Below are 20,435 nucleotides of genomic sequence, written 5' to 3' on the forward strand. Positions count from 1 at the left end.
GGCTAGCTGGCCTTGGAATCCGGGATACGCCTCGCGGCCGGAGCGGACTCCTCTTCGGGTACAGCCTTCTTCAGCGATGCGGCATACACGTCCACGTACTCCTGACCGGAAAGCAACATCAGGTCGTACATCACCTCGTCGGTGACGGCACGCTCGACGAAACGGTTTCCGGCCATGCCCTCGAAGCGCGAGAAATCGATGGGCTTCCCGATCCGGATGGTGACCTTTGCCGGACGCCAGACTCGCGAACCGATCGGGTTCATCTTCTCGGTACCGATCATCGCTACCGGAATCACCTGGACGCCGGTCTGCAGTGCCAGACGCGCCATCCCGGTCTTGCCCTTGTACAGCCGCGCATCGGGTGATCGCGTGCCCTCGGGGTAGATACCGAGAACCTTGCCCGCTTCGATCACCCGCACGCCTGCGTTGAGCGCATCCTGCGCAGCGTCGGCTCCGGTGCGATCGATCGGCACCTGCCCGACGGCGGTGAAGAACCATTTCTGGAACGCACCCTTGAGTCCCGGTCCGGTGAAGTACTCGCTCTTGGCGAGGAAAGTGATGCGGCGAGGCGTCTTGAGCGGGAGGTAGAACGAATCGAGAACGGCCTTGTGGTTGCTGGCCAGAATGACCGGACCCTCCGTCGGGATGTTCTCCGCGCCCTCGATCGTCGGCCGACCCAGGGCGATGAGAAGGGGGCCGACGAAAATGTACTTAACCAGCCAGTACCACATTGACATGCTCCCTGATGATGGTCGGGAAATCGTTTGGTGCCGCCTCGCTCCTCAGCGAATCGACTGCGGCCGTGCATCCTCGAATCGTGCCGCGTAGTGAACTGTACCCACGGTTTATGACACCAGCCACATCATCGCCGACTCCGGGACAGACGTCACAGGTAGCACGTCCGAGCAGTCAGCGAACCCCGGTGACGAACTGCGCTCGGGCCAACTCCGCGGCCCCGATCATGCCCGCCGCCTCGCCGAGTTGAGTGCTGCGAATACGAGCCAGCGGTCGATGCCCCGCACCGGTCACCAACTCCGCGTACTTGTCGGTCGCTCGGGCCAGGAACTGGCTCGACGACGTCGCCACTCCACCGGCCAACACGATCAGATCGGGGTCGTACACGTCGCTGACCATCGAGAGCCCGACACCGAGCCACTGCGCGAAGTCCTCCATGGTGCGGCGGGCGATCTCGTCACCGTCGTGCGCTGCACTGGCAATCCGGCGGCCGGTCAGAGAACCCGGATCGAGGAACACCTCACGTGCCAGGGTCGTCGAGGACGACGGGTCCGCTGCGAGCAGCTCGACTGCGGTGTCCACCAGCGCGGTGCCGCTGCAATAACGCTCCCAACAACCGCGCTTGCCGCAGGGGCATGCCCGGCCGTCCGGCACGACCTGGATGTGACCGAGTTCCGGTGCCACGCCATGGCTACCCCGATAGATCCTGCCGTCGATCAACAGCGCCGCACCGATTCCGGTGCCGATGGCCACCATCACCACGTTGCGGCCACCGGATGCGGCACCGAAGCGATACTCGGCCCAGGCAGCAGAATTGGCGTCGTGCTCGAGCAACACCGGTAGACCGATGCGCATACTCATCTCGGTCGCCACCGGGGTGTTCACCCAAGGCAGATGCGGGGCGAAGAGAACCGTCGTGCGGTCGGAGTCGATGAACCCCGCGACGGCGAGCCCGACGGCCGTGATGTCGTGTCGCCCGGCCAGCTCCTGCACGGCCCGGTCGAGACCGCGTTCGAGCGCGCGAGCCGTGTGCGGCGTGGGTGCGGCCGTCGAGTCGAGCACTTGGCCGTCCTCGTCGACGACGGACGCGCGCAGGCTCGTCCCGCCCACGTCGATACCGACCGTCAGCCGCTGGTGGTGCCGCTTCATTCGTTCATGCCTTCCTCGGCCGTCCCTCACGCGGCCTGCACCCGAGTCGCCGCGCCGATCACGGACGGTCCTGTTCGTCCGAGCGCGAATTGTTCACTCGAACGGTAATCGGAACGAACGAGGTCTGGCGGTCATCCTGCAATTTCGTGTCGATCGACACGTCTGCGACCTCGGCCGGATCGGTGGCGGTGGTACCGGGAGCGCCGGGCTCGGGGTCCGTCGACGGCGGGGTGGGAGGAGTGTGTGCTCCCGAGTTCGTCGTCCCGGAGGTGGTGTGATCGGCGAGCAGTTGACGAAGGAGCGCAATCACCACGGCCCCTTCCGAGGCCACGAGCTCGACGAGATCGTGGCGCTCCCCACGCAACATCGCCGCGAGTGCGCAGACCGGGCACCAACTGCATCCCTGTTGGTCACGATCCTGCTGTGTCTCGGCGACGCGACGGAGGATGGGTTCGAGCCGGGTCAGTACGGTGTCGGCCAGGGCCAGCAGGTCCGCCCCCAGCTCGGAATGGTCCGAGGTCATCGATACCCCCCGACTGTCAGGGCAGGACGGGTCACAGCGGCCACACGTCGGGGTTCGGACGAAAACGCACCACCAGGCACGGTCCGTCGAGTTCGGCGGAGTCCGCGACGCACCGACGCAGCACCGACGCCAATTTGATGCGCCGTCGCCTCCCGTCGGCACTCACTATCAAGTCGTCCTCCACTCGCCCCAAGCCCAAGGTCGTCGAATCCGCAACCGGCAGCAGCATTCTCATCGCATAGACGGATTCGAGTCCACGACCCGACTCGAGCACCACCGAAGGCTGCTCACCCCGGCCCGGCGCGTGCCGTTCGAGGGAGTCCGGTTCGAGGCGATCGGCCACATCCTGCAAGGACTGCAACCCTACCGGTTCACCGGCGGCGTGCTCCACCTCCACTATGGGCACCGTGCCGATGCGTCGGCGCAGTTCGGCGACCGCGTCCAGCTGGGCGGCTCGCCACCGCTCGAACCAGAACACAGCCGGATGCGCGCCCACCAGACCGATCGACGTCGAGTTGAGCCTCGGCAGCACTTTGTTGATCAGCACGCGGTCGACTCCGATTCCGAGCAGAGCGGCGGCAGACAGCGTTCTTTCCGCATCGGCGACCGAGAGCTGTTCGGCGGTGACGACCACGGTCGCCCCGGTGCGATCGGAGTCGGTGATCAGGGACCGGACGGAGTCGACCTGAGCGAGGATCCGCTCGATCATCGCCACCACGAGAGTGAGGCGCACATCGGAACCGGTGCCCGCGACCATCCGAGCGTGCAGCGGCCAGATTCGCTCGACGTACGCGGCAACGGTGTCGGGCAAGTGCAGCGTGCGTAGGGCATCCGCCGATGCAGGAAGATCGACTATCACTGTGTCCCAGCGATTCTCGTCGGCCAGACGGAGAATCTCGTGCATCCCCAACAACTCTTCGACTCCGGCCAGGCCGAGCAGCTCCTCCGGCTCGATCGCCCCGAAGCTCACCCCGTGCTCGTGACCCGTGGACGCCACGGCCATCAACGCACCAAGTCCGCGGTATCGCGCCTCGAGCAGAGCCAGTGTGTCGATCTCGACAATGTCGAGGCCGGGTGCGATCGAACGAATCCCGGACGGATCTTCGGTACCCGCGTCCCCCGCGAAGACGTCGACCAGCGAGTGCGCCTGATCGATGGAGGCGATCAGCACCCGTTCACCGGCCTGCGCGAGGCGAAGCCCCGACGCTGCCGCCAACGTCGTCTTGCCCGCACCACCTTTGCCGAGAAACAGCAACACCGTGGTGCGGGGCTCGGTGCGAGCGTCGCTCAGCCTTCGACCCGCTTCTTCAATTCCTTGAGTGCAGTATCGGTGATGACCTTCTCTGCTTTGCGCTTGAACAGACCGATCATCGGAATGTTCAGGTCGACGGTGAGCTCGTACGTGACGTCGGTGCCGCTGCCGGTCTCGCGCAACGTGTACGAGCCGTTCTGGGACTTCTGCATTTCACCCGACACGAGGTTCCACGAGACCGCAGTGCCGTCGGCTGCCCAGTCGTATTCGAGTTCGTAGGTGTCCTTCACCATGCCCGCGTCCAGCACGAACTTGACACGCTTGCCGCGGCCGTCCTTGCCCACTTCGAGGACCTCGACGGATTTCGCGGCCGACACCCACGTGGGGTACGCGTCGAAGTCGGCGATGACGTCCATGACCCGGCTCGGTGGGGCTTCGACGACGATCGACCTCTGGGTTTTCTCCGCCATGACTACTCGTCCGCTTCCTCTCGGGTATTTCGATCCGCTTCGTTCGCTTCGGTGCCGTTGGAACTCGCGGCAGATCCATCTCACACGATCGATCCGCCGACGCACAATGCGAACCCGCCGACCGTACCGCGCGGTTCAATCGCCAGCTGAACTCGACACTGTGTGTTGGGGGGCCTCACCTGCAGACCGGCCGGCCTCCAGCTCTCCCTTGAGCTCGAACGTCATCGCACGGCCGGCAACCCGACGGCGGTGCTGCAGCACCGCCGACTCGATGTCTCCCGTCGACTCGGCATGCAGGAAGTAATGCACGATCACACCGTCGAGTGCGGGCTCGAGCCACAGCTCCATGGTTCCGACGACGCCGCCGCGCACCGCCCAGCGAATTCCTTTCGCGCCGCGGTCCTCGGTGACGGTCAGGTTCAGATCCGGCCACCACCGACGCCACCGCTCGGGCGAGGCGAATGCCAGCGCCACCTGCTCCCCTGGGGCGGCCACGAATGTCTGATCCGCAACTTGAATACTGCTCATCGTCAGAGCTTCACATATCGGGTCCGACGCTGTGAGGGTCGAGGTGTATTCGAGCGCCCCGAACCCGGGTCTACAGTATCTGTGAAGCCGAGCTATCGACTTTCGTTCTCCCCGTTCTATCCGGAGGTAATTTCCGTGCGCGAGTTCACCGCCGCCGCAAAGTACGCCATCGCGGACACCGACTCGGCTGTCGATACCGTCTTCGATCGTGCCCGCACCGCACCGGACGCGGTCGTGTTCCGCCGCTCGGTCGATCGGCAGTGGGTCGACGTCACTGCCAACGAGTTCGAGCGACTGGTGGTCGGAGTGGCCCAGGGGCTGATCGCCGCAGGCATCGAGCAAGGCGATCGAGTGGCACTGATGTCCTCGACGCGATTCGAGTGGTCGGTGATCGACTACGCGATCTGGGCGGCGGGCGGCGTGACGGTCCCGATCTACGAGACGTCCTCGGCCGGGCAGGTGGAGTGGATCCTCGAAGACGCCGAGCCGGTGCTGCTCGTACTCGAGAACGACGCACACGTGCAGGAGACCACATCCGTTGTGGCAGCTGCGCCGTCGGTGCGACAGACGTTCGTGATCGAGAACTCCGCCGGTGCCGACGCTGTCCAGGCTTTGACCGACGGCGGTGCCTCGATCTCCGAAGAGGTCGTGCACCAGCGGGTTTCGGCACTCCGCTCGTCGGACCCGGCCACGTTGATCTACACCTCCGGCACCACCGGTCGCCCCAAGGGCGTTCAACTGACCCATGCCAATCTGCTCGCCGAATCACTCGGCATTCGCGAAACGTCGCTGAAATCGCTGATGACGCAGGGTCGAAGCACCCTGATGTTCCTACCCCTCGCACACGTCCTGGCACGCGCGGTGTCCATCGCGTCGTTCGATGCGGGAGTCACCCTCGGCCACACCAACGACATTCCGAACCTCGTCGCGACGTTCGGCACGTTCCAACCGGACTTCATCCTTTCGGTGCCGCGAGTGTTCGAGAAGGTCTTCAACACCGCCAAGCAGAAGGCGCACGCCGACGGCAAGGGAAAGATCTTCGACCTCGCCACCGAATGTGCGGTGGCATGGAGTGAAGCCCAGGACACCGGTGGACCGGGAATCGTGTTGCGCGCCAAACACACCGTGTTCGACAAGTTGGTGTACGGCAAGCTTCGGGCAGCGCTCGGTGGCAAGTGCGAGCTGGCGATCTCCGGCGGAGCCCCGCTCGGTGCCCGTCTCGGCCACTTCTATCGGGGTATCGGCGTGACGATCTACGAGGGTTACGGCCTGACCGAAACCACCGCGGCTTTTGCGGTCAACACCATCGGATTCCAACGAGTCGGCAGCGTCGGACGTCCACTGCCCGGCAACACCGTGCGCATTGCCGAGGACGGTGAGATCCAACTCCGCGGACCGGTGGTGTTCGACGGCTACTGGCGCAACGAGTCCGCGACCGCAGAGTCGCTCGACGACGGTTGGTTCCGCACCGGCGATCTCGGTTCCGTCGACGACGACGGCTACATCACGATCTCCGGTCGCAAGAAGGAGCTGATCGTCACCGCAGGAGGTAAGAACGTATCCCCGGCCGGCCTCGAAGACCAGCTTCGGGCGGGTGCACTGATCAGTCAAGCAGTCGTCGTGGGCGATCAGAAGCCCTTCATCGGCGCACTCATCACCCTCGACCCGGAGGCGTTCGATCGCTGGAAGTCCGCCCACGGCAAGGACTCCGAAGCCACCGCCGCGGATCTACGGACCGACCCCGATCTCATCGCGGAGATAGACGCTGCCGTAGCCGACGCGAACAGGTCCGTCTCGCATGCGGAATCCATCAAGAAGTATCGACTGCTCCCCCATGACTTCTCGGAGGAGAACGGCGAGTTGACGCCCACGATGAAGCTCAAGCGCAACGTCATCACGTCGACGTACGCCGACGACATCGAGTCGATCTACGCGCGGTAGCCGCATCGACTCGCGGCAACGAGTATCAGATCAGTGACCGGAGCTTCTCGGTCAGAACGTCCCAGCGCCATTCCTCGTCCACCCATGCGCGGCCGGCGTTGCCCATCTGCGTGGCGAGCGTGCGATCGGACAGGATTCGCACGATCGCGTCGGTGATGCCCGAGACCGACGTACCGTCGACGACGAGCCCGGTCTTGTTGTGCTGCACTGCTTCCGGTGCACCTCCGGACATGCCGGCGACGACGGGGACGCCACAGGAGGACGCCTCGAGATAGACGATTCCGAGTCCTTCGACATCGAGACCGGCACCCCGGGTGCGGCTCGGCATCGCGAACACGTCCGCGATGGTGTGGTGGGCGGCAAGCTCCGCGGACGGCACGGTACCGGTGAACACCACGTGTTCCTCCATGCCGGTGGATCGCACGAGCTCGCGCAGCGTCTTCTCGTAGGGCCCGCCGCCGACGATCACCAGAACCGCTCCGTCGACGGCCCGACGGATTCCCGGGAGCGCTCGAATCAGGAAATCCTGCCCCTTACGCGGAACGAGCCGAGACAGGCACAGAACGGTGGGGCGATCTCCGAGGCCGTACCGCGAGCGCAGTTCCGCGCGCGCGGCGTCGTCGGGCACGAAACGATCGGTATCGACACCGGGCGGTAGATGCTCGAGCGCGGCGGTCCGGCCGAAGGCCGAGCTCACGCGGCCCCTGGTGTACTTGCTGACATAGGTCACCACGTCGGTGTTCTCACCGATCGTGCGCAACGTCGCTCGGCCACCGGGCACCATCGACCAGCCGACCTCGTGGCCGTGAGTACTCGCCACGATGCGATCCGCACCGGCCTTGCGCAGATGCGACGACATCACCGCCAACGGAGCCGACGCACCGAACCACACCGAATCGCACCTTCGCGACTTCAGAATTCGAGCCGCGCGCCGGGCGACGAGCGGAGTCGGCAACATCAGCGTCGTCGGATGTCTGATCACCTCGAACGGCTGCTGGGCATCGAACTTCTCGTGCGAGTCGCCGCGCCACCGGGGTGCGTAGACCACGAGCTCGTCCGCAGGCAGCTGCGTGGCAAAGCTGTGCAGATAGGACTGGATACCACCGGGGCGAGGTGGAAAGTCGTTCGTCACGAGCAGAGTACGACGCATGGCGACAACCGTAGCGCCCCGGCTCAGCGTGACCGAGCAGCCACCCAGTCGCCCCAGGAAGCAACGAACTGGGCACGGTCCAACCGCAGTACCGCCTCGAAAGGAGCATCGGCAGGGCCCTCGTTCGTGGGTTCGGACGCCAGCTCCTCGTACAGTCTGCGCAACGTGGATTCGCCGAACCGATCGGCTACGAACGCGAACACCGACCACGCCGACTCGTATGCCACGCTCGACCGGGTGCCACCGGCACCGAAATCCTCGTTCTTCGGCAAGACCGTCGGCGGCCCCCCCGCCCCCACGATGGCAGCCAGAGTGGGAGCCAATTGCGCGAAGTCGGCACCGGAATTGCGATACCCGGAATAGTCGGCGAACCCCTCGGACACCCACAGCGGCGTACCGTCCGACGTCCGCGCCCGCGCCGCCACGTGGGTCAATTCGTGTCGCAGAACCGAGCGAAGGGTGAACGGCGTCAACCGCGACGCGGCATCAGGGCCGAACACCACCCGCTGACCCGTCGGACGGGAGCCGTCGCCCGCCACCGCGTCGGACACCGTCACCGCGGCCACATCGGTGGACGGATCGGACCCCGTCAGTTCGGCGAACTCCTCCGCGGAGGAGGCAACGAAAACCAGCCCGTCGCGCGCCCAGTCGTCTCCCCAGAAATCGGTGACCGCCGCCGTTGCCGATGGGAGTTCGGCGGCAAGGCTGTCGACGAACTGCTCGCGATCCGAATGCCCCACGACCACCGAGGTCCCGGCTGCAGTGGGCACCGAACGCACGGTCAGTGGTCCGAAATCCCATGGCCCGCGCCAGGTCTGGCGTCGGTACTCGGACAGGTCCGCGTCGTCGACCAACCGCCACCGACCGTCTCGCTCGGCCACGACGAGTGAGACCGGCCGACGCGTCGGCGATGCGTCCGGTCCGGTGACCGCGTATCGCAGATACACCGAGGGCGCCCAGACGTCGGTGGCATCGAGCGCCTCTGCGATCGACGGCGGAACCGGGGTCTCCGGCTCATCCCCCAGGTCGTAGCCGAAATCGGCGAACGGGACGGCCGACACCACTGCTGCCCGACGCACCTCCGCTTCCACGAAACCCGGATCGGCCCGCGGATCCATCAGCTCCCGCAGCGCATCGACATCGCCGGAACGAACCGCGCGAGCCCACCGATCCAGGAGAACGGTCACGTCGGCGCGGCGCTGTTGATCGTAGGTCGGTGAGGCCTGGGGATCGGTGACTGTCGAGGATGTGTCGGATATGCCGTCGGAGGTGCCGGCTCGATGAATCAGGAAGGCCGAGACCGCCACCGCCGCAACGAGGACGACCGCCAACCAGCGCAACCGTGCCGATCGCACGAGAGAATGCACTCCGGAGTGCCCGCTGGAGCCACTCATGCAGGCATTCGGCGATCGTCGAGGCACACTGTCAGTATCGACGCGCCCCGTAGTACGGGAACGATGCCATCGACTGCACCTTCACGGGAACACCGAAGGTGGAGGCATGGAGCACGTTGCCGTTTCCGGCGTAGATACCCACGTGTGAGATGTCCGGATAGAAAAGCACCACATCTCCCGGCTGCAGATCTTTCTGATCCACCGGGGTTCCGCCTGCTGCCTGCGCCTGACTCGACCGCGGCAGCGTCTTGCCCACCTGCTTGTAAGCCCACACGACCAACCCCGAACAGTCGAAGCCATCCGGGCCGGTTCCGCCCCAGACGTAGGGCTTGCCGATCTGCGTCAGCCCGGCCTGCAGCGCGCTCGCACCGGATCCGGGCGTCAGGCCCTGCAGAATCGTTGCGGGATCGAAGCCGTCGGGCAGTGCCGATCCGGCGAGAGCCAGCTGCTCGGAGGACGTGAGAGCACTGTAGGCGGCCATCACCTCGGCGATCTGACCTTGCAACTCGCTCTGCTTGGCCTGGAGGTCGTCGCTGACGACCTTGGCCTGTTCGGCCGCAACGCGTGCCTGATCCGCAGCCGCATTCGCGGCCTGCTCGGCGGTCACGGCGTCCGAACTCGCCTGCTTGAAGCGCGCGACCTGATCGGCGGTCTCCGCCGAGATCACATCGAGTGCCGACATCTGATCGAGCAACTGCTGTGGCGAGTCGCTGACCATGACGGCGAACAGTCGATTGGTCCGCGCACCCTGGTAGTTGACGTTGGCAACCTTGTCCATGGCCGGCTTGAGCTGCGCCAATTGTGCCTGCGCTGCGTCGACGGCAGCACGGCTCTGTTCGACGACGGCCTGCGCGTCGAGTTGCTGCTGATTCTTGGCATCGAGATCGATCTGAGCGTTGTGCAGGGATTCGGTGGTCTGCTCGGATTCGCGAGACAGCTCGGCAAGTTCGGTCTGTGCGTCGGACGCCGAGTCGAATCCCGGCTGTGCGATCGCCGTTGTCGTCGGCACCACGGTGATGCTCGCGGCCAACGCGACAGCAATCACCGAGTTACGGACCAGCCGCACCACTCGGGTAGATCTCGATATCGCCACGGAAAGCGACTCTCCGTCCTCACACATGCTGTCTCGATCGAGACAACGGTTGGAAAAATAGACCGAAAACGAACCCTACCCATGCTCTTACGGGCGCGGACGCGATCACGGTCCGAAATCGATGGGGGTTTCAGGTGACAGGTCACAAAGTAAACGTCGACCAGGTCTCGATCAGATTACGAACTGGACGTCCCGCTGTCCACCGGACCGGCGTGTCGCGGGCGTCCTGCCCGGGATACGACAACAGGGCCGAACCGGTAGTCGGTTCGACCCTGTCGGTCGTTCACAACGAACGTCGCACGCTCGAATCAGTAACGGCGAGCGCCGTCGAACGGCATCGAGGCAAGCGGAGCAACCTTGACCGGCACGCCGGACGTGGATGCGTGCACCACATTGCCGTTGCCGACGTAGATGCCCGAGTGCGAGCCGTCGTAGAACGAGACGACGTCGCCGGGGGCCAGGCTGTCTCGCGACACCGGAGTGCCTGCGGCTGCCTGGTCGTAGCTCGTGCGGGGCAGGCTGACGCCGGCCTGCTTGTACGCCCACTGGACGAGGCCCGAGCAGTCGAACGAGTCCGGACCCGAAGCGCCGTACACGTACGGTGCGCCGATCTTGGACTCTGCGGCCTGAACGGCCTTCGCTGCCGGAGTGACCTGGGGAGCCAACGGAGCCCCCGGTGCAGGCATACCCGGAACGTTGAGAGGAGGAAGGCCCGGGATGTCAGGAATCTCGAAGGTTCCGACGCCGGGAATGGTGAGGGGGGCCGCCATTGCGGGTGCGGCGGGAAGGATGACCACGCCTGCCGTGAGCGCTCCGGCTACGAGGACTCGCCGCAATGATCGGTTGGAAAGTTGTGACGCCACGAAAGATGGTGCTCCGTTTCTTCCTATCGTCCGCCGACCGAGTTAGCTGACGGGTTCGGGCTGGGAAGAGCAGCCCTACCCACCGGCCACTGTGCAGTGGCTCAGCGGGATTCACCCCAGTAGATATCGGGTTCCCGGTACGAACACTCTCGCGAGTGAACGATTAGGCGGTGACTTGCGACGCCACTCCGGTTTGGACTGGCGAGACTCCGCAAGGTCTCAGGAAGGTTACGAAATGGCATACCTCCGTGTCGACCCCAACTCGCCGAAGCGAGCGAAATCGGCCCGAAACCAGCTATCCAGCGCGTTGGTCGCCCGGTGTGTCACGAGTCGATAACAACGGAATCTCGGAAGTGTTGTCGTCGTCCACCACGAGCTTGAGCGTGGGCACCAGACCGACATCGGCAAGCACCCCCATAGCGCCCAATTCCTCCTGCTCGAGGGTGATACGAGAGGGTGGTCCGACCCACCGCCCATCCGATCTCGCCGGCATCCCGGGTGCCCCGAGAAGGACCGTCACGACGCAATCCGCACACGCGATGTCACGGACCAGGCAGTCACTGCAGTCGATGATCATGTGATCCTTGTCTCTTTTCGGTTTCCGGCGGTCGAATCTGCCGATCGAACGAAAGATAGCGCCGGCCACCGACAGGTTTCGTGACACGACTGCGTTCGACGACACGGTGGTCATTCCTGTCGGAGGTCGGACCTAATCTCGTCCCGGTGAGCCTGCCCATCCAGCTGACGTTCGACGAACTCGACACTCCGCTGCACGAGACCACGTTCGTCGTCGTCGACCTCGAGACCACCGGCGGCAGCGCGGACACCGAAGCCATCACCGAAATCGGGGCTGTGAAGGTTCGCGGGGGCGAGATCCTCGGCGAGTTCGCCACCCTCATCGATCCTGGCAGGTCGATTCCGCCGTACATCGTGGAGTTGACCGGCATCACGTCGGCGATGCTCATCGGTGCGCCTCGGATCGAGCGGGTACTGCCCGGTTTCCTCGAATTCGCGCGGGGTTCGGTGCTCGTTGCTCACAACGCCGGGTTCGACACCGGATTCCTCAAAGCAGCCGCCAGTCGCCTCGACATCGCATGGCCACGGTTCCAGGTGCTCTGCACCGTCAAACTTGCTCGTCGAGTTCTCACGCGCGACGAGGCACCGTCGGTGAAGCTGTCTGCGCTTTCGACTTTGTTCAGATCCGGCACCCGACCGACGCACCGCGCGCTCGACGACGCCCGAGCGACAGTCGACGTTCTGCACGGCCTCATCGAACGTGTGGGCAATCAGGGGGTCCACAGCTACGCCGAGTTGGTCGACTACTTACCAGCGGTGTCGGCCGGCCAACGAGCCAAACGCGGGCTGGCCGCCCATCTTCCCGGCACGCCCGGTGTCTATCTGTTCCGCGGCCCGTCCGACGAGGTGCTGTACGTCGGTACGTCGAACAACCTCAAGCGGCGCGTGCGCAACTACTTCACCGGCTCGGAGACGAGAGGCCGGATGAAGGAGATGGTCGCGCTGGCCACTCGCGTCGACCACGTCGAGTGCGCGCACGCCCTCGAAGCAGGAGTCCGGGAACTGCGTCTGCTCTCGGCGCACATCCCGCCGTACAACCGTCGTTCGAAGTTTCCCAAGAAGGGGTGGTGGATCACCCTGACCGACGAGGCCTTCCCTCGCCTGTCGATCGTTCGCGCACCGGCACCGAACGGTCTCGGACCGTTCTCGGTTCGCGGTGATGCCGCGGAGGCCGCCGCCCTCGTCGCGGAGTTCTGTCGTCTACGAACGTGCACTCGCCGTCTGTCTCGCTCGGTCCGTCACGGTGACAACTGCCCGGCAACCGACGTGGGCGGCTGCCCTGCGGCGCTGTCCGGACCGCTGACGGCCGACGAGTACTCGGAGGCTCCGACGCAGTTTCTCGCGCTCGTGTGCGGTCAGGACGACGCCGTTCTGTATTCCATGCGGTGCCGCGTCGACGAACTCGCGGACAAGGAGCTGTACGAGACGGCTGCTCGGCTGCGCGACCGCATCGCGATCACCGTGGACGCACTACGCAGGATGCATCGGTCGGCAGCTGTGGCCGCCATTGCCGAACTCGTTGCGGCGCGCCGCACTCCCGACGGTGGGTGGGAGTTGATCGTGGTGCGATTCGGACGCCTCGCCGGCGCTGCCGTCGCGCCGCGCGGAGTGCACCCGATGCCGGTGGTCGATGCCATCACTGCGTCGGCCGAGACGGTGATTCCCGATACGACGCCCCTGAGAGGCGCACCGCCGGAGGAAGTGGCCCTGATCGCGTCCTGGCTGCGCACCGACGGGGTTCGGATCGTGCGGACGAGCAGTGGCTACTGCAGCCCCGCGAGGTCGGCAGGTTCGTGGGAGTCGTGGTGTCGGACGGCGAAAGAAGCAGCCAGGCAGGCAGGAGTGGAGCCTGCGGAACGACTTGTGAGGCAGGAGTGGAGCCCGCGGAACGACCCGTGAAGCAGGAGTGGAGCCTGCGGAACGACCGGTGAGGACCGTCAGCAACTAGGGTTTGCTCGAAGCTCGCGACGTGTTGGGCTCGAGATTCTTGAGGAGCGCAGATGATCAATGCCATCGTCTTGATCGACGCCGAGGCCGACTTGATTCCGGAGGCGGCGCAAGCCGTTGCCGATGTCGACGGTGTGTCGGAGGTCTACTCGTGTGCCGGGGATGTCGATTTGATCGCCATCGTCAAGGTTCGCGATCATGCCTCGATCGCAGAGGTCATCACCAAGCACATCAATCGCGTGCGAGGTGTGCGCAGTACCACCACTCACATTGCGTTCCAGTCGTATTCGAGCGCCGACGTGGATGCGGGGTTCTCGATCGGCGAGTAGTCGCCGATCGACGTCAGTCCGCGAACTCGGTGGTGCACCGAGCCCAGTCGGCGAGGAGCCGCGCTGCTGCGCCGGAATCGACAGTGGCTGCGGCTGCGGCCAATCCGGCCTCGATGCGGGCGGAGAGGTCGCCGGACACTCCATGGTGCGCCGCCAATGCTGCGGCCGCATTGAGCAGGACGGCGTCGCGGATCGGCCCGCGCTCACCGGCGAGCACTCGGCGAGCCACGGCTGCGTTGAATTCTGCGTCACCGCCCCTGAGTGCTTCGATCGGTGCCCGGGCTATGCCGTAGGCGAGCGGATCGATCGACTCGACCGTGACCGAGCCACCGGACACCACGTGCACGGTGGTGGTGGTGGACAGGGTGATCTCGTCCAGTCCGTCGTCGCCGCGTACGACGAGCACCGAGCTGCCACGGGCGGCGAACACGTCGGCGACCACCGGAGCGAGATTCTCGAAGGCGCAGCCGATCAGGCCGGCGCGCGGACGCCCCGGATTCGTCAGTGGCCCCAGAACATTGAAGACCGTCGGGATTCCGATTTCCTTGCGCGGTGCGGCAGCGAAGCGCAGTGCCGGGTGGTGTATCGGCGCGAAGCAGAACCCGATGCCGACCTGCTCGACACTGGACGCGACCGCGTCGGCTCCCAGTGTCACGCGGACCCCCAGCGCCTCGAGCACGTCGGTGGTGCCGCTCTTGGACGACGCTGCGCGGTTGCCGTGCTTGACCACTCTTGTGCCGCTGGCGGCAACGACGATCGCGGCCATGGTCGAGATGTTGACAGTATCGGCCCCGTCACCTCCGGTGCCCACGACGTCGACGGCATCGGGATCCGTATCGACGAGCACGGCGTGTGCCAGCATCGATTCGGCGAGTCCGCTCACTTCCGCCGGAGTGGGCCCCTTCATCCTCAGGGCAACTCCGAACGCAGCGATCTGCGCGGCCGTGGCGTTGTCGGCCATGATCTCGTCCATAGCCCAGGCGGTGTCGGCACTGGACAGGTCGATGTGCGTCGTCAACGCGCCGAGGATTCGACGCCACGTTCGCGGCTGGTCGTCAGTGGTCGGTGCGTTCAAGACTGTTCCGTTCGTCGATCCATGGCGGCGGACGTGGTGCCGTGGAAGCTTAGCCAGTCGCTGCGTCGGACTGCGCGGGCTGCAGCGCGTCCCAGCCGAGCACCACTCCCCCGCGCCGCTGAGCGAGGCCCGCCATCCGGGAGCGTTCCTGCGAGCAGTGCAAGGCGTCGAGCACCTGCACACGTTGCAGAACCAGAGCGACACCGTCGTCGACCTGTGGGCGATAACCGGCGGTATCCGGTAAGTCGGCGCTGGGCCCCACTTCGTAGCCGTCCTGAGCTGCGACCGCTGCGGCGTCCTCGACGTGATGGGACGGCAGCAGTAGGTGATGCCGAAGCACCACGTCCGCCGAGTCCGTCCACTCCGGCCGAGTTCGCGCCGCGTCGTCGAGTACGGCCGAACACGCCTGTGCGTCGTCGAAGCAACTCGCCACTATCACCAGATCGTCTCGAGTGGGGTCCAGACGTTCTGCCGTCGATCGCGAGAACAGTCTCCGAAGCCATCCACCACCGGTGCTCTTTGCCATGAGGCCAGCCTTGCACGACTGGACCCTACCGGCCCGTACAGGGTCCTTGACCTGCACGGGAACAAGGACCCGATTGGATTCGTTGACGCGCGACGCGCCAAGAGTGGACCCGGATATGCCTTCCGTACTACGACGGGTCATACTTCTCTTTGTGACGAGCGCTGTAGGGACTCAAGGATCGGCAATCACCCAACGCGTGCACTCGCTGAACCGTCCCAATATGGTCAGCGTCGGCACGATCGTGTGGCTGTCGAGTGAACTCATGTTCTTCGCCGGGCTGTTTGCGATGTATTTCGTCGCACGCGCTCAGGCGAATGGAATCTGGCCGCCCGAACCGACGGAGCTGAACCTCGCTCTCGCCGTGCCGGTGACCGCGGTGCTGATCGCATCGTCGTTCACTTGCCAGCTCGGTGTATTCGCCGCCGAGCGCGGTGACGTGTTCGGACTCCGCCGCTGGTACATCATCACGCTGGTGATGGGTGCGTTCTTCGTCGCCGGCCAGGCGTACGAGTACTACCACATGATCCACGAGGGCACGACGCTCTCGAGCAGTGTGTACGGCTCGGTCTTCTACATCACGACCGGCTTCCACGGACTGCATGTGATCGGCGGGCTCATCGCCTTCGTCTTCTTGATCACCAGAACGTTGGTCAGTAAGTTCACGCCCGCTCAGGCCACCGCCGCCATCGTCGTTTCGTACTACTGGCACTTCGTCGACATCGTCTGGATTGCCCTCTTCGCAACGATCTACTTCATCCGCTAGTGATATTCAGCAGGCCCCAGATAGCGAGCGAACGGATTCAGCCCCCGACGTTCGGTCCGTCCCGACACGACAAGGGATAGAAGATGAGTACATCTCCCCCAGCAGCATCCGTCGACAAAGCCGCCTCCAAGACGAGACGGCAGCGTAAGACGCGTCGACGCATCACCGGTGCTCTCGTTCTGATGATGGGCCTTCTGAGCGCGGGATTCCTCGCTTCGGCCCTCACACCCGCCCCGCAGGTCGCGACCGCCGATACCGATTCGGCAGCGCTGATCCGTGAGGGCAAGCAGCTCTACGACACGTCTTGTGTCACCTGCCACGGTGTCAATCTGCAGGGCGTTCAAGATCGTGGACCGAGCCTCATCGGCGTCGGCGAAGCAGCTGTCTACTTCCAGGTGTCGAGTGGACGTATGCCCGCCGTTCGCAACGAAGCACAGGCGTTGCGCAAGCCGCCGAAGTTCAACGACAAGCAGATCGACGCCCTCGGTGCCTATGTTCAGGCGAACGGCGGAGGACCGACGGTCATCCTCGACGACAACGGCGAGATCGCCCAGGAGTCTCTGCGTGGCAACGACATCGGACGCGGCAGCGAGCTGTTCCGGCTCAACTGCGCGTCCTGCCACAACTTCACCGGTGAGGGCGGCGCGTTGTCCTCGGGCAAGTTCGCACCGTCTCTCGGCCCTGCCAACGAGCAGGAGATCTACACCGCCATGGTCACCGGCCCGCAGAACATGCCGAAGTTCTCCGATCGTCAGCTGACGATCGAGGAGAAGTCCGACATCATCGCGTACGTCAAGTCGGCTCAGGAAACGCTTCCCGCAGGCGGTTGGAGCATCGGAAGTTTCGGTCCCGGTACCGAGATGATCGCTATCTGGACGGTCGGCATCATCGCCGTCGTCGGAGCAACTTTGTGGATCGGAGCTAGATCATGACCGACGGCGATTCCGGCCGTAAGGACGCGAACAACGACGACGAATCCGGACGCAAGGATGCACCCGGTGCCGAGGGCGTGAACGCGGACAAGAAGTACACCGACGAGGAACTCGCCGCGATGAGCCGCGACGACCTGGTCGCGCTGGGCACCAACCTCGACGGTGTCGATGTCGCCTTCCGCCGCAACCGTTGGGCTGTGGAAGGTACCCGCGCGGAGAAGCGAGCGGAGCGCAGTGTCGCGATCTGGTTCGCGATCGCCGGCCTGGCCGCAGTGGCGTTCATCGGCATCTACCTGTTCTGGCCGTGGCAGTATGCCGGGATCGGCGACGAGAACTACATCGCGTATTCGCTGTACACCCCGCTGATCGGCGCCACGATGGGCCTGGCGATCCTCGCGGTCGGCGTCGGCGCGGTGCAGTTCACGAAGAAGTTCATCCCCGAAGAGGTCTCCATCCAGGACCGTCACGACGGCGGTTCGTCGGAGATCGACCGGAAGACGCTGGTAGCCGAACTGGGCGACTCCCTCGACACGTCCACCATCGGTCGGCGCAAGGTGATCAAGAGGTCGCTGCTCTTCGGCGGCGGTGCGCTCGGTGTCATGGCGCTGCTGCCCCTCGGTGGACTGATCAAGAATCCCTGGGCCAAGGGCGAAGATTCTCCGTTGTGGGTATCCGGCTGGACTCCTCGCTACGATGGAGAGACCATCTACCTCCGACGAGACACCGGGCGACCGGAAGATGTCGTTCTCGTTCGGCCCGAGGACTTGGACGCTGGTGCCATGGAAACCGTCTTCCCGTTCCGCGAAGCGGACCGCGAGAGCGAACACGACCTGCTCGTGTCGTTGCGCGGAATTCGCAACTCGGTCATGCTCATCCGCCTGCGCCCCGACGACGCCAGCACCGTCGTCAAGCGCAAGGGTCAGGAAAGCTTCAACTACGGCGATTACTTCGCCTACTCCAAGATCTGCACGCACCTGGGTTGCCCGACATCGTTGTACGAGCAGCAGACCAACCGAATTCTGTGCCCTTGCCACCAGTCGCAGTTCAACGCGCTCGAGTACGGCAAGCCGATCTTCGGACCGGCTGCGCGTGCGCTGCCCCAACTTCCCATCACTGTCAACGAAGAGGGATTCCTCGTCGCTTCGGGAGACTTCACCGAAGCACTCGGGCCCGCCTTCTGGGAACGTCGTCCGGAGCGTGACTCATGAGTACATTGCAAACCCTCGCCGCCAAGCAGGCCGACGGCGTCGACAGTCGTTATCATCTGGCGCCGGGATTGCGTCGCCAGATCAACAAGGTATTCCCCACTCACTGGTCCTTCCTGCTCGGTGAGATCGCCCTCTACAGCTTCGTCATTCTGCTGATCTCGGGCGTGTTCCTCACCCTGTTCTTCGATCCGTCGCTCAGCGAGGTCGTGTACGAAGGTGCGTACACCCCGCTCAACGGTGTGACGATGTCCAGGGCATACGCGACCGCGCTCGACATCACGTTCGAGGTCCGTGGTGGTCTGTTCATGCGGCAGATCCACCACTGGGCGGCACTGATGTTCGCCGCCTCGATCATCGTGCACATGATGCGCATCTTCTTCACCGGCGCGTTCCGTCGCCCGCGTGAGGCCAACTGGGTCATCGGCTGCCTGCTGCTGATCCTCGCGATGTTCGAGGGCTTCTTCGGCTACTCGCTCCCCGACGATCTGCTCTCCGGCACCGGCCTTCGCGCCGCGCTCGGTGGCATCACCATGAGCATCCCGATCATCGGTACGTGGATGCACTGGCTCGTCTTCGACGGCGACTTCCCCGGCACGATCATCATTCCGCGCCTGTACGTCGCCCACGTTCTGTTGCTACCGGCCATCATCCTGGCGCTGATCGCAGCCCACCTGGCTCTTGTGTGGTACCAGAAGCACACCCAGTTCCCCGGACCCGGCCGCACCGAGCAGAACGTCGTCGGTGTTCGTATCCTTCCGGTCTTCGCAGTCAAGTCCGGTGCGTTCTTCGCCGTGACGTTCGGTGTGCTGGCAGCAATGGGTGGTCTGCTTCAGATCAACCCGATCTGGAACCTCGGGCCGTACAACCCATCGCAAGTGTCCGCAGGCGTTCAGCCCGACTTCTACTTGATGTGGACCGACGGTATGGCCAGATTGTGGCCTGCGTGGGAGATCTACATCGCGGGCCGATACACCATCCCAGCGGTGTTCTGGGTGGCAGTGATCATGGGTCTCGTCTTCTCCGTGATGATTGCTTACCCATGGATCGAGAAGCGTCTCACCGGAGACACTGCGCATCACAACCTGTTGCAGCGTCCCCGCGACGTTCCGGTGCGTACCGCGATCGGCGCGATGGCCCTCACGTTCTACGTGATCCTCACGCTCTCGTGCATCAACGACCTCATCGCATACAAGTTCGATATCTCGCTCAACGCGATGACGTGGATCGGTCGCATCGGAATTCTCACCATGCCTCCGCTGGCATACTTCATTGCCTACCGCTTCTGCATCGGCCTGCAGCGCAGTGACCGGACAGTGCTCGAGCACGGTATCGAGACGGGAATCATCAAGAGGCTCCCGCACGGTCAGTACGTGGAAATCCACCAGCCGCTGGGGCCGGTCGACGATCACGGACACCCGATTCCCCTCGATTACCAGGGCGCAGCCGTACCCAAGAAAATGAACAAGCTGGGTTCGGCAGGAAAGCCAGGATCGGGATCGCTGTTCACTCCGGATCCGGTGTCCCAGAGCAAGGCTCTCGAAGACGCCCTGCACAAGGGTGAACACGATCAGCTCACGATGCTCCGCAACTACCAGGCGGGCATTCACGGCAACGGTCACTCGAACGGCAACGGGAACTCGAACGGCCACGCCAACGGCAACGGTCACTCGAACGGCAACGGCCACTCGAACGGCAACGGCCACGGACTCCACTCGGCCGAGGACACTGCAATCACTTCGGGTCGACAGGACACCGACAGCGAGCGCTGACACACGAGAAAGCTGAAGAGGGCGGCACCGGCAACGGTGTCGCCCTCTTTGCTTTGTCCGAGAACGCTCACCCGCGCTCGAACCGGACGTACATTCGGTCGATACGATCGGGCCACTCCCCTCCCCCGCACCCGGACCCGCACCCGGACGTCACCGACCTGTCACGTCCCCGGCCGCTCCGGCGTTCACTCCACCGGTATTACTATCGGTGC

The 20,435-nt window shown here is 64.6% G+C and carries 20 protein-coding genes and 1 riboswitch; of the genes, 7 read left to right on the forward strand and 13 right to left on the reverse strand.

Translation table 11 applies throughout. The features are described from left to right. Positions 1-2 precede the first annotated feature (2 nt). The 6 genes from MTX35_RS11220 to MTX35_RS11245 all read right to left on the reverse strand — a co-directional run bounded on the left by MTX35_RS11220 (position 3) and on the right by MTX35_RS11245 (position 4,657). Positions 3-731 carry a 1-acyl-sn-glycerol-3-phosphate acyltransferase gene (locus MTX35_RS11220; protein ID WP_243595013.1) on the reverse strand — a complete coding sequence of 243 codons (729 nt, stop codon included), beginning with the start codon at positions 729-731 and terminating at the stop codon, positions 3-5. Between the two features lie 178 nt (positions 732-909). Continuing rightward, a complete protein-coding gene (locus MTX35_RS11225) occupies positions 910-1,884 on the reverse strand; it encodes an ROK family protein (protein ID WP_243595014.1) in 975 nt (324 codons plus the stop codon). Positions 1,885-1,942: 58 nt separating this feature from the next. Then, positions 1,943-2,407: a hypothetical protein gene (locus MTX35_RS11230; RefSeq protein WP_243595015.1), complete on the reverse strand. Its 465-nt coding sequence runs from the start codon at positions 2,405-2,407 to the stop codon at positions 1,943-1,945. Positions 2,408-2,438: 31 nt separating this feature from the next. After that, on the reverse strand, positions 2,439-3,665 hold the full coding sequence (locus MTX35_RS11235) for an ArsA family ATPase (protein WP_243595016.1): 1,227 nt from the start codon (positions 3,663-3,665) through the stop codon (positions 2,439-2,441). Positions 3,666-3,694: 29 nt separating this feature from the next. Beyond that, positions 3,695-4,129 carry an SRPBCC family protein gene (locus tag MTX35_RS11240; protein WP_243595017.1) on the reverse strand — a complete coding sequence of 145 codons (435 nt, stop codon included), beginning with the start codon at positions 4,127-4,129 and terminating at the stop codon, positions 3,695-3,697. A gap of 135 nt (positions 4,130-4,264) precedes the next feature. Next, a complete protein-coding gene (locus tag MTX35_RS11245) occupies positions 4,265-4,657 on the reverse strand; it encodes a polyketide cyclase / dehydrase and lipid transport (RefSeq protein ID WP_243595018.1) in 393 nt (130 codons plus the stop codon). 135 nt (positions 4,658-4,792) lie between these two features. Here MTX35_RS11245 and MTX35_RS11250 point away from each other — a divergent pair, with 135 nt between their 5' ends. Continuing rightward, positions 4,793-6,598, forward strand: a complete 1,806-nt coding sequence (locus tag MTX35_RS11250) for a long-chain fatty acid--CoA ligase (protein WP_243595019.1) — start codon at positions 4,793-4,795, stop codon at positions 6,596-6,598. A gap of 25 nt (positions 6,599-6,623) precedes the next feature. On the opposite strand, the gene MTX35_RS11255 is transcribed toward MTX35_RS11250, so the two are convergent. The 5 genes from MTX35_RS11255 to MTX35_RS11275 form a co-directional block, all read right to left on the reverse strand. Continuing rightward, on the reverse strand, positions 6,624-7,748 hold the full coding sequence (locus tag MTX35_RS11255; RefSeq protein WP_243595020.1) for a glycosyltransferase family 4 protein: 1,125 nt from the start codon (positions 7,746-7,748) through the stop codon (positions 6,624-6,626). A gap of 23 nt (positions 7,749-7,771) precedes the next feature. Further along, positions 7,772-9,142: a hypothetical protein gene (locus MTX35_RS11260; RefSeq protein ID WP_243595021.1), complete on the reverse strand. Its 1,371-nt coding sequence runs from the start codon at positions 9,140-9,142 to the stop codon at positions 7,772-7,774. 31 nt (positions 9,143-9,173) lie between these two features. Then, on the reverse strand, positions 9,174-10,235 hold the full coding sequence (locus tag MTX35_RS11265) for an NlpC/P60 family protein (protein ID WP_341441120.1): 1,062 nt from the start codon (positions 10,233-10,235) through the stop codon (positions 9,174-9,176). Between the two features lie 308 nt (positions 10,236-10,543). Then, positions 10,544-11,098 (reverse strand): C40 family peptidase, encoded by a 555-nt coding sequence (locus MTX35_RS11270; protein ID WP_243595022.1) that lies wholly within the window; start codon positions 11,096-11,098, stop codon positions 10,544-10,546. An 18-nt stretch (positions 11,099-11,116) separates the two neighbouring features. Then, a riboswitch (cyclic di-AMP (ydaO/yuaA leader) is annotated at positions 11,117-11,278 on the reverse strand. A gap of 115 nt (positions 11,279-11,393) precedes the next feature. Continuing rightward, the gene (locus MTX35_RS11275; protein ID WP_374230278.1) at positions 11,394-11,618 is read right to left on the reverse strand and encodes a hypothetical protein; all 225 of its coding nucleotides are present in this window, start codon (positions 11,616-11,618) and stop codon (positions 11,394-11,396) included. Between the two features lie 203 nt (positions 11,619-11,821). Here MTX35_RS11275 and MTX35_RS11280 point away from each other — a divergent pair, with 203 nt between their 5' ends. Next, positions 11,822-13,573: a DEDD exonuclease domain-containing protein gene (locus MTX35_RS11280; protein WP_243595024.1), complete on the forward strand. Its 1,752-nt coding sequence runs from the start codon at positions 11,822-11,824 to the stop codon at positions 13,571-13,573. Positions 13,574-13,674: 101 nt separating this feature from the next. Continuing rightward, entirely contained in the window at positions 13,675-13,950 is a 276-nt protein-coding gene (locus MTX35_RS11285) for an Lrp/AsnC family transcriptional regulator (protein WP_027497377.1), read from the forward strand. 13 nt (positions 13,951-13,963) lie between these two features. On the opposite strand, the gene trpD is transcribed toward MTX35_RS11285, so the two are convergent. Continuing rightward, complete coding sequence (trpD, locus tag MTX35_RS11290; RefSeq protein ID WP_243595025.1) at positions 13,964-15,025, reverse strand: anthranilate phosphoribosyltransferase; 1,062 nt, start codon at positions 15,023-15,025, stop codon at positions 13,964-13,966. A 49-nt stretch (positions 15,026-15,074) separates the two neighbouring features. After that, on the reverse strand, positions 15,075-15,551 hold the full coding sequence (locus MTX35_RS11295) for a hypothetical protein (RefSeq protein WP_243595026.1): 477 nt from the start codon (positions 15,549-15,551) through the stop codon (positions 15,075-15,077). A gap of 151 nt (positions 15,552-15,702) precedes the next feature. On the opposite strand from MTX35_RS11295, the gene MTX35_RS11300 reads away from it, so the two are divergent. The 4 genes from MTX35_RS11300 to MTX35_RS11315 all read left to right on the forward strand — a co-directional run bounded on the left by MTX35_RS11300 (position 15,703) and on the right by MTX35_RS11315 (position 20,223). After that, positions 15,703-16,314 carry a heme-copper oxidase subunit III gene (locus MTX35_RS11300; protein WP_243595027.1) on the forward strand — a complete coding sequence of 204 codons (612 nt, stop codon included), beginning with the start codon at positions 15,703-15,705 and terminating at the stop codon, positions 16,312-16,314. An 83-nt stretch (positions 16,315-16,397) separates the two neighbouring features. Continuing rightward, complete coding sequence (locus MTX35_RS11305) at positions 16,398-17,246, forward strand: c-type cytochrome (protein ID WP_243595028.1); 849 nt, start codon at positions 16,398-16,400, stop codon at positions 17,244-17,246. Beyond that, the gene (locus MTX35_RS11310) at positions 17,243-18,454 is read left to right on the forward strand and encodes a ubiquinol-cytochrome c reductase iron-sulfur subunit (protein ID WP_279393344.1); all 1,212 of its coding nucleotides are present in this window, start codon (positions 17,243-17,245) and stop codon (positions 18,452-18,454) included. The genes MTX35_RS11305 and MTX35_RS11310 overlap by 4 nt, the downstream gene beginning before the upstream one ends. Beyond that, on the forward strand, positions 18,451-20,223 hold the full coding sequence (locus MTX35_RS11315) for a cytochrome bc complex cytochrome b subunit (protein WP_243595029.1): 1,773 nt from the start codon (positions 18,451-18,453) through the stop codon (positions 20,221-20,223). The genes MTX35_RS11310 and MTX35_RS11315 overlap by 4 nt, the downstream gene beginning before the upstream one ends. The last annotated feature ends 212 nt before the right edge of the window (positions 20,224-20,435 follow it).

The sequence above is a fragment of the Rhodococcus sp. ARC_M12 genome, assembly GCF_022810385.1.
Lineage (GTDB): Bacteria > Actinomycetota > Actinomycetes > Mycobacteriales > Mycobacteriaceae > Rhodococcoides > Rhodococcoides navarretei.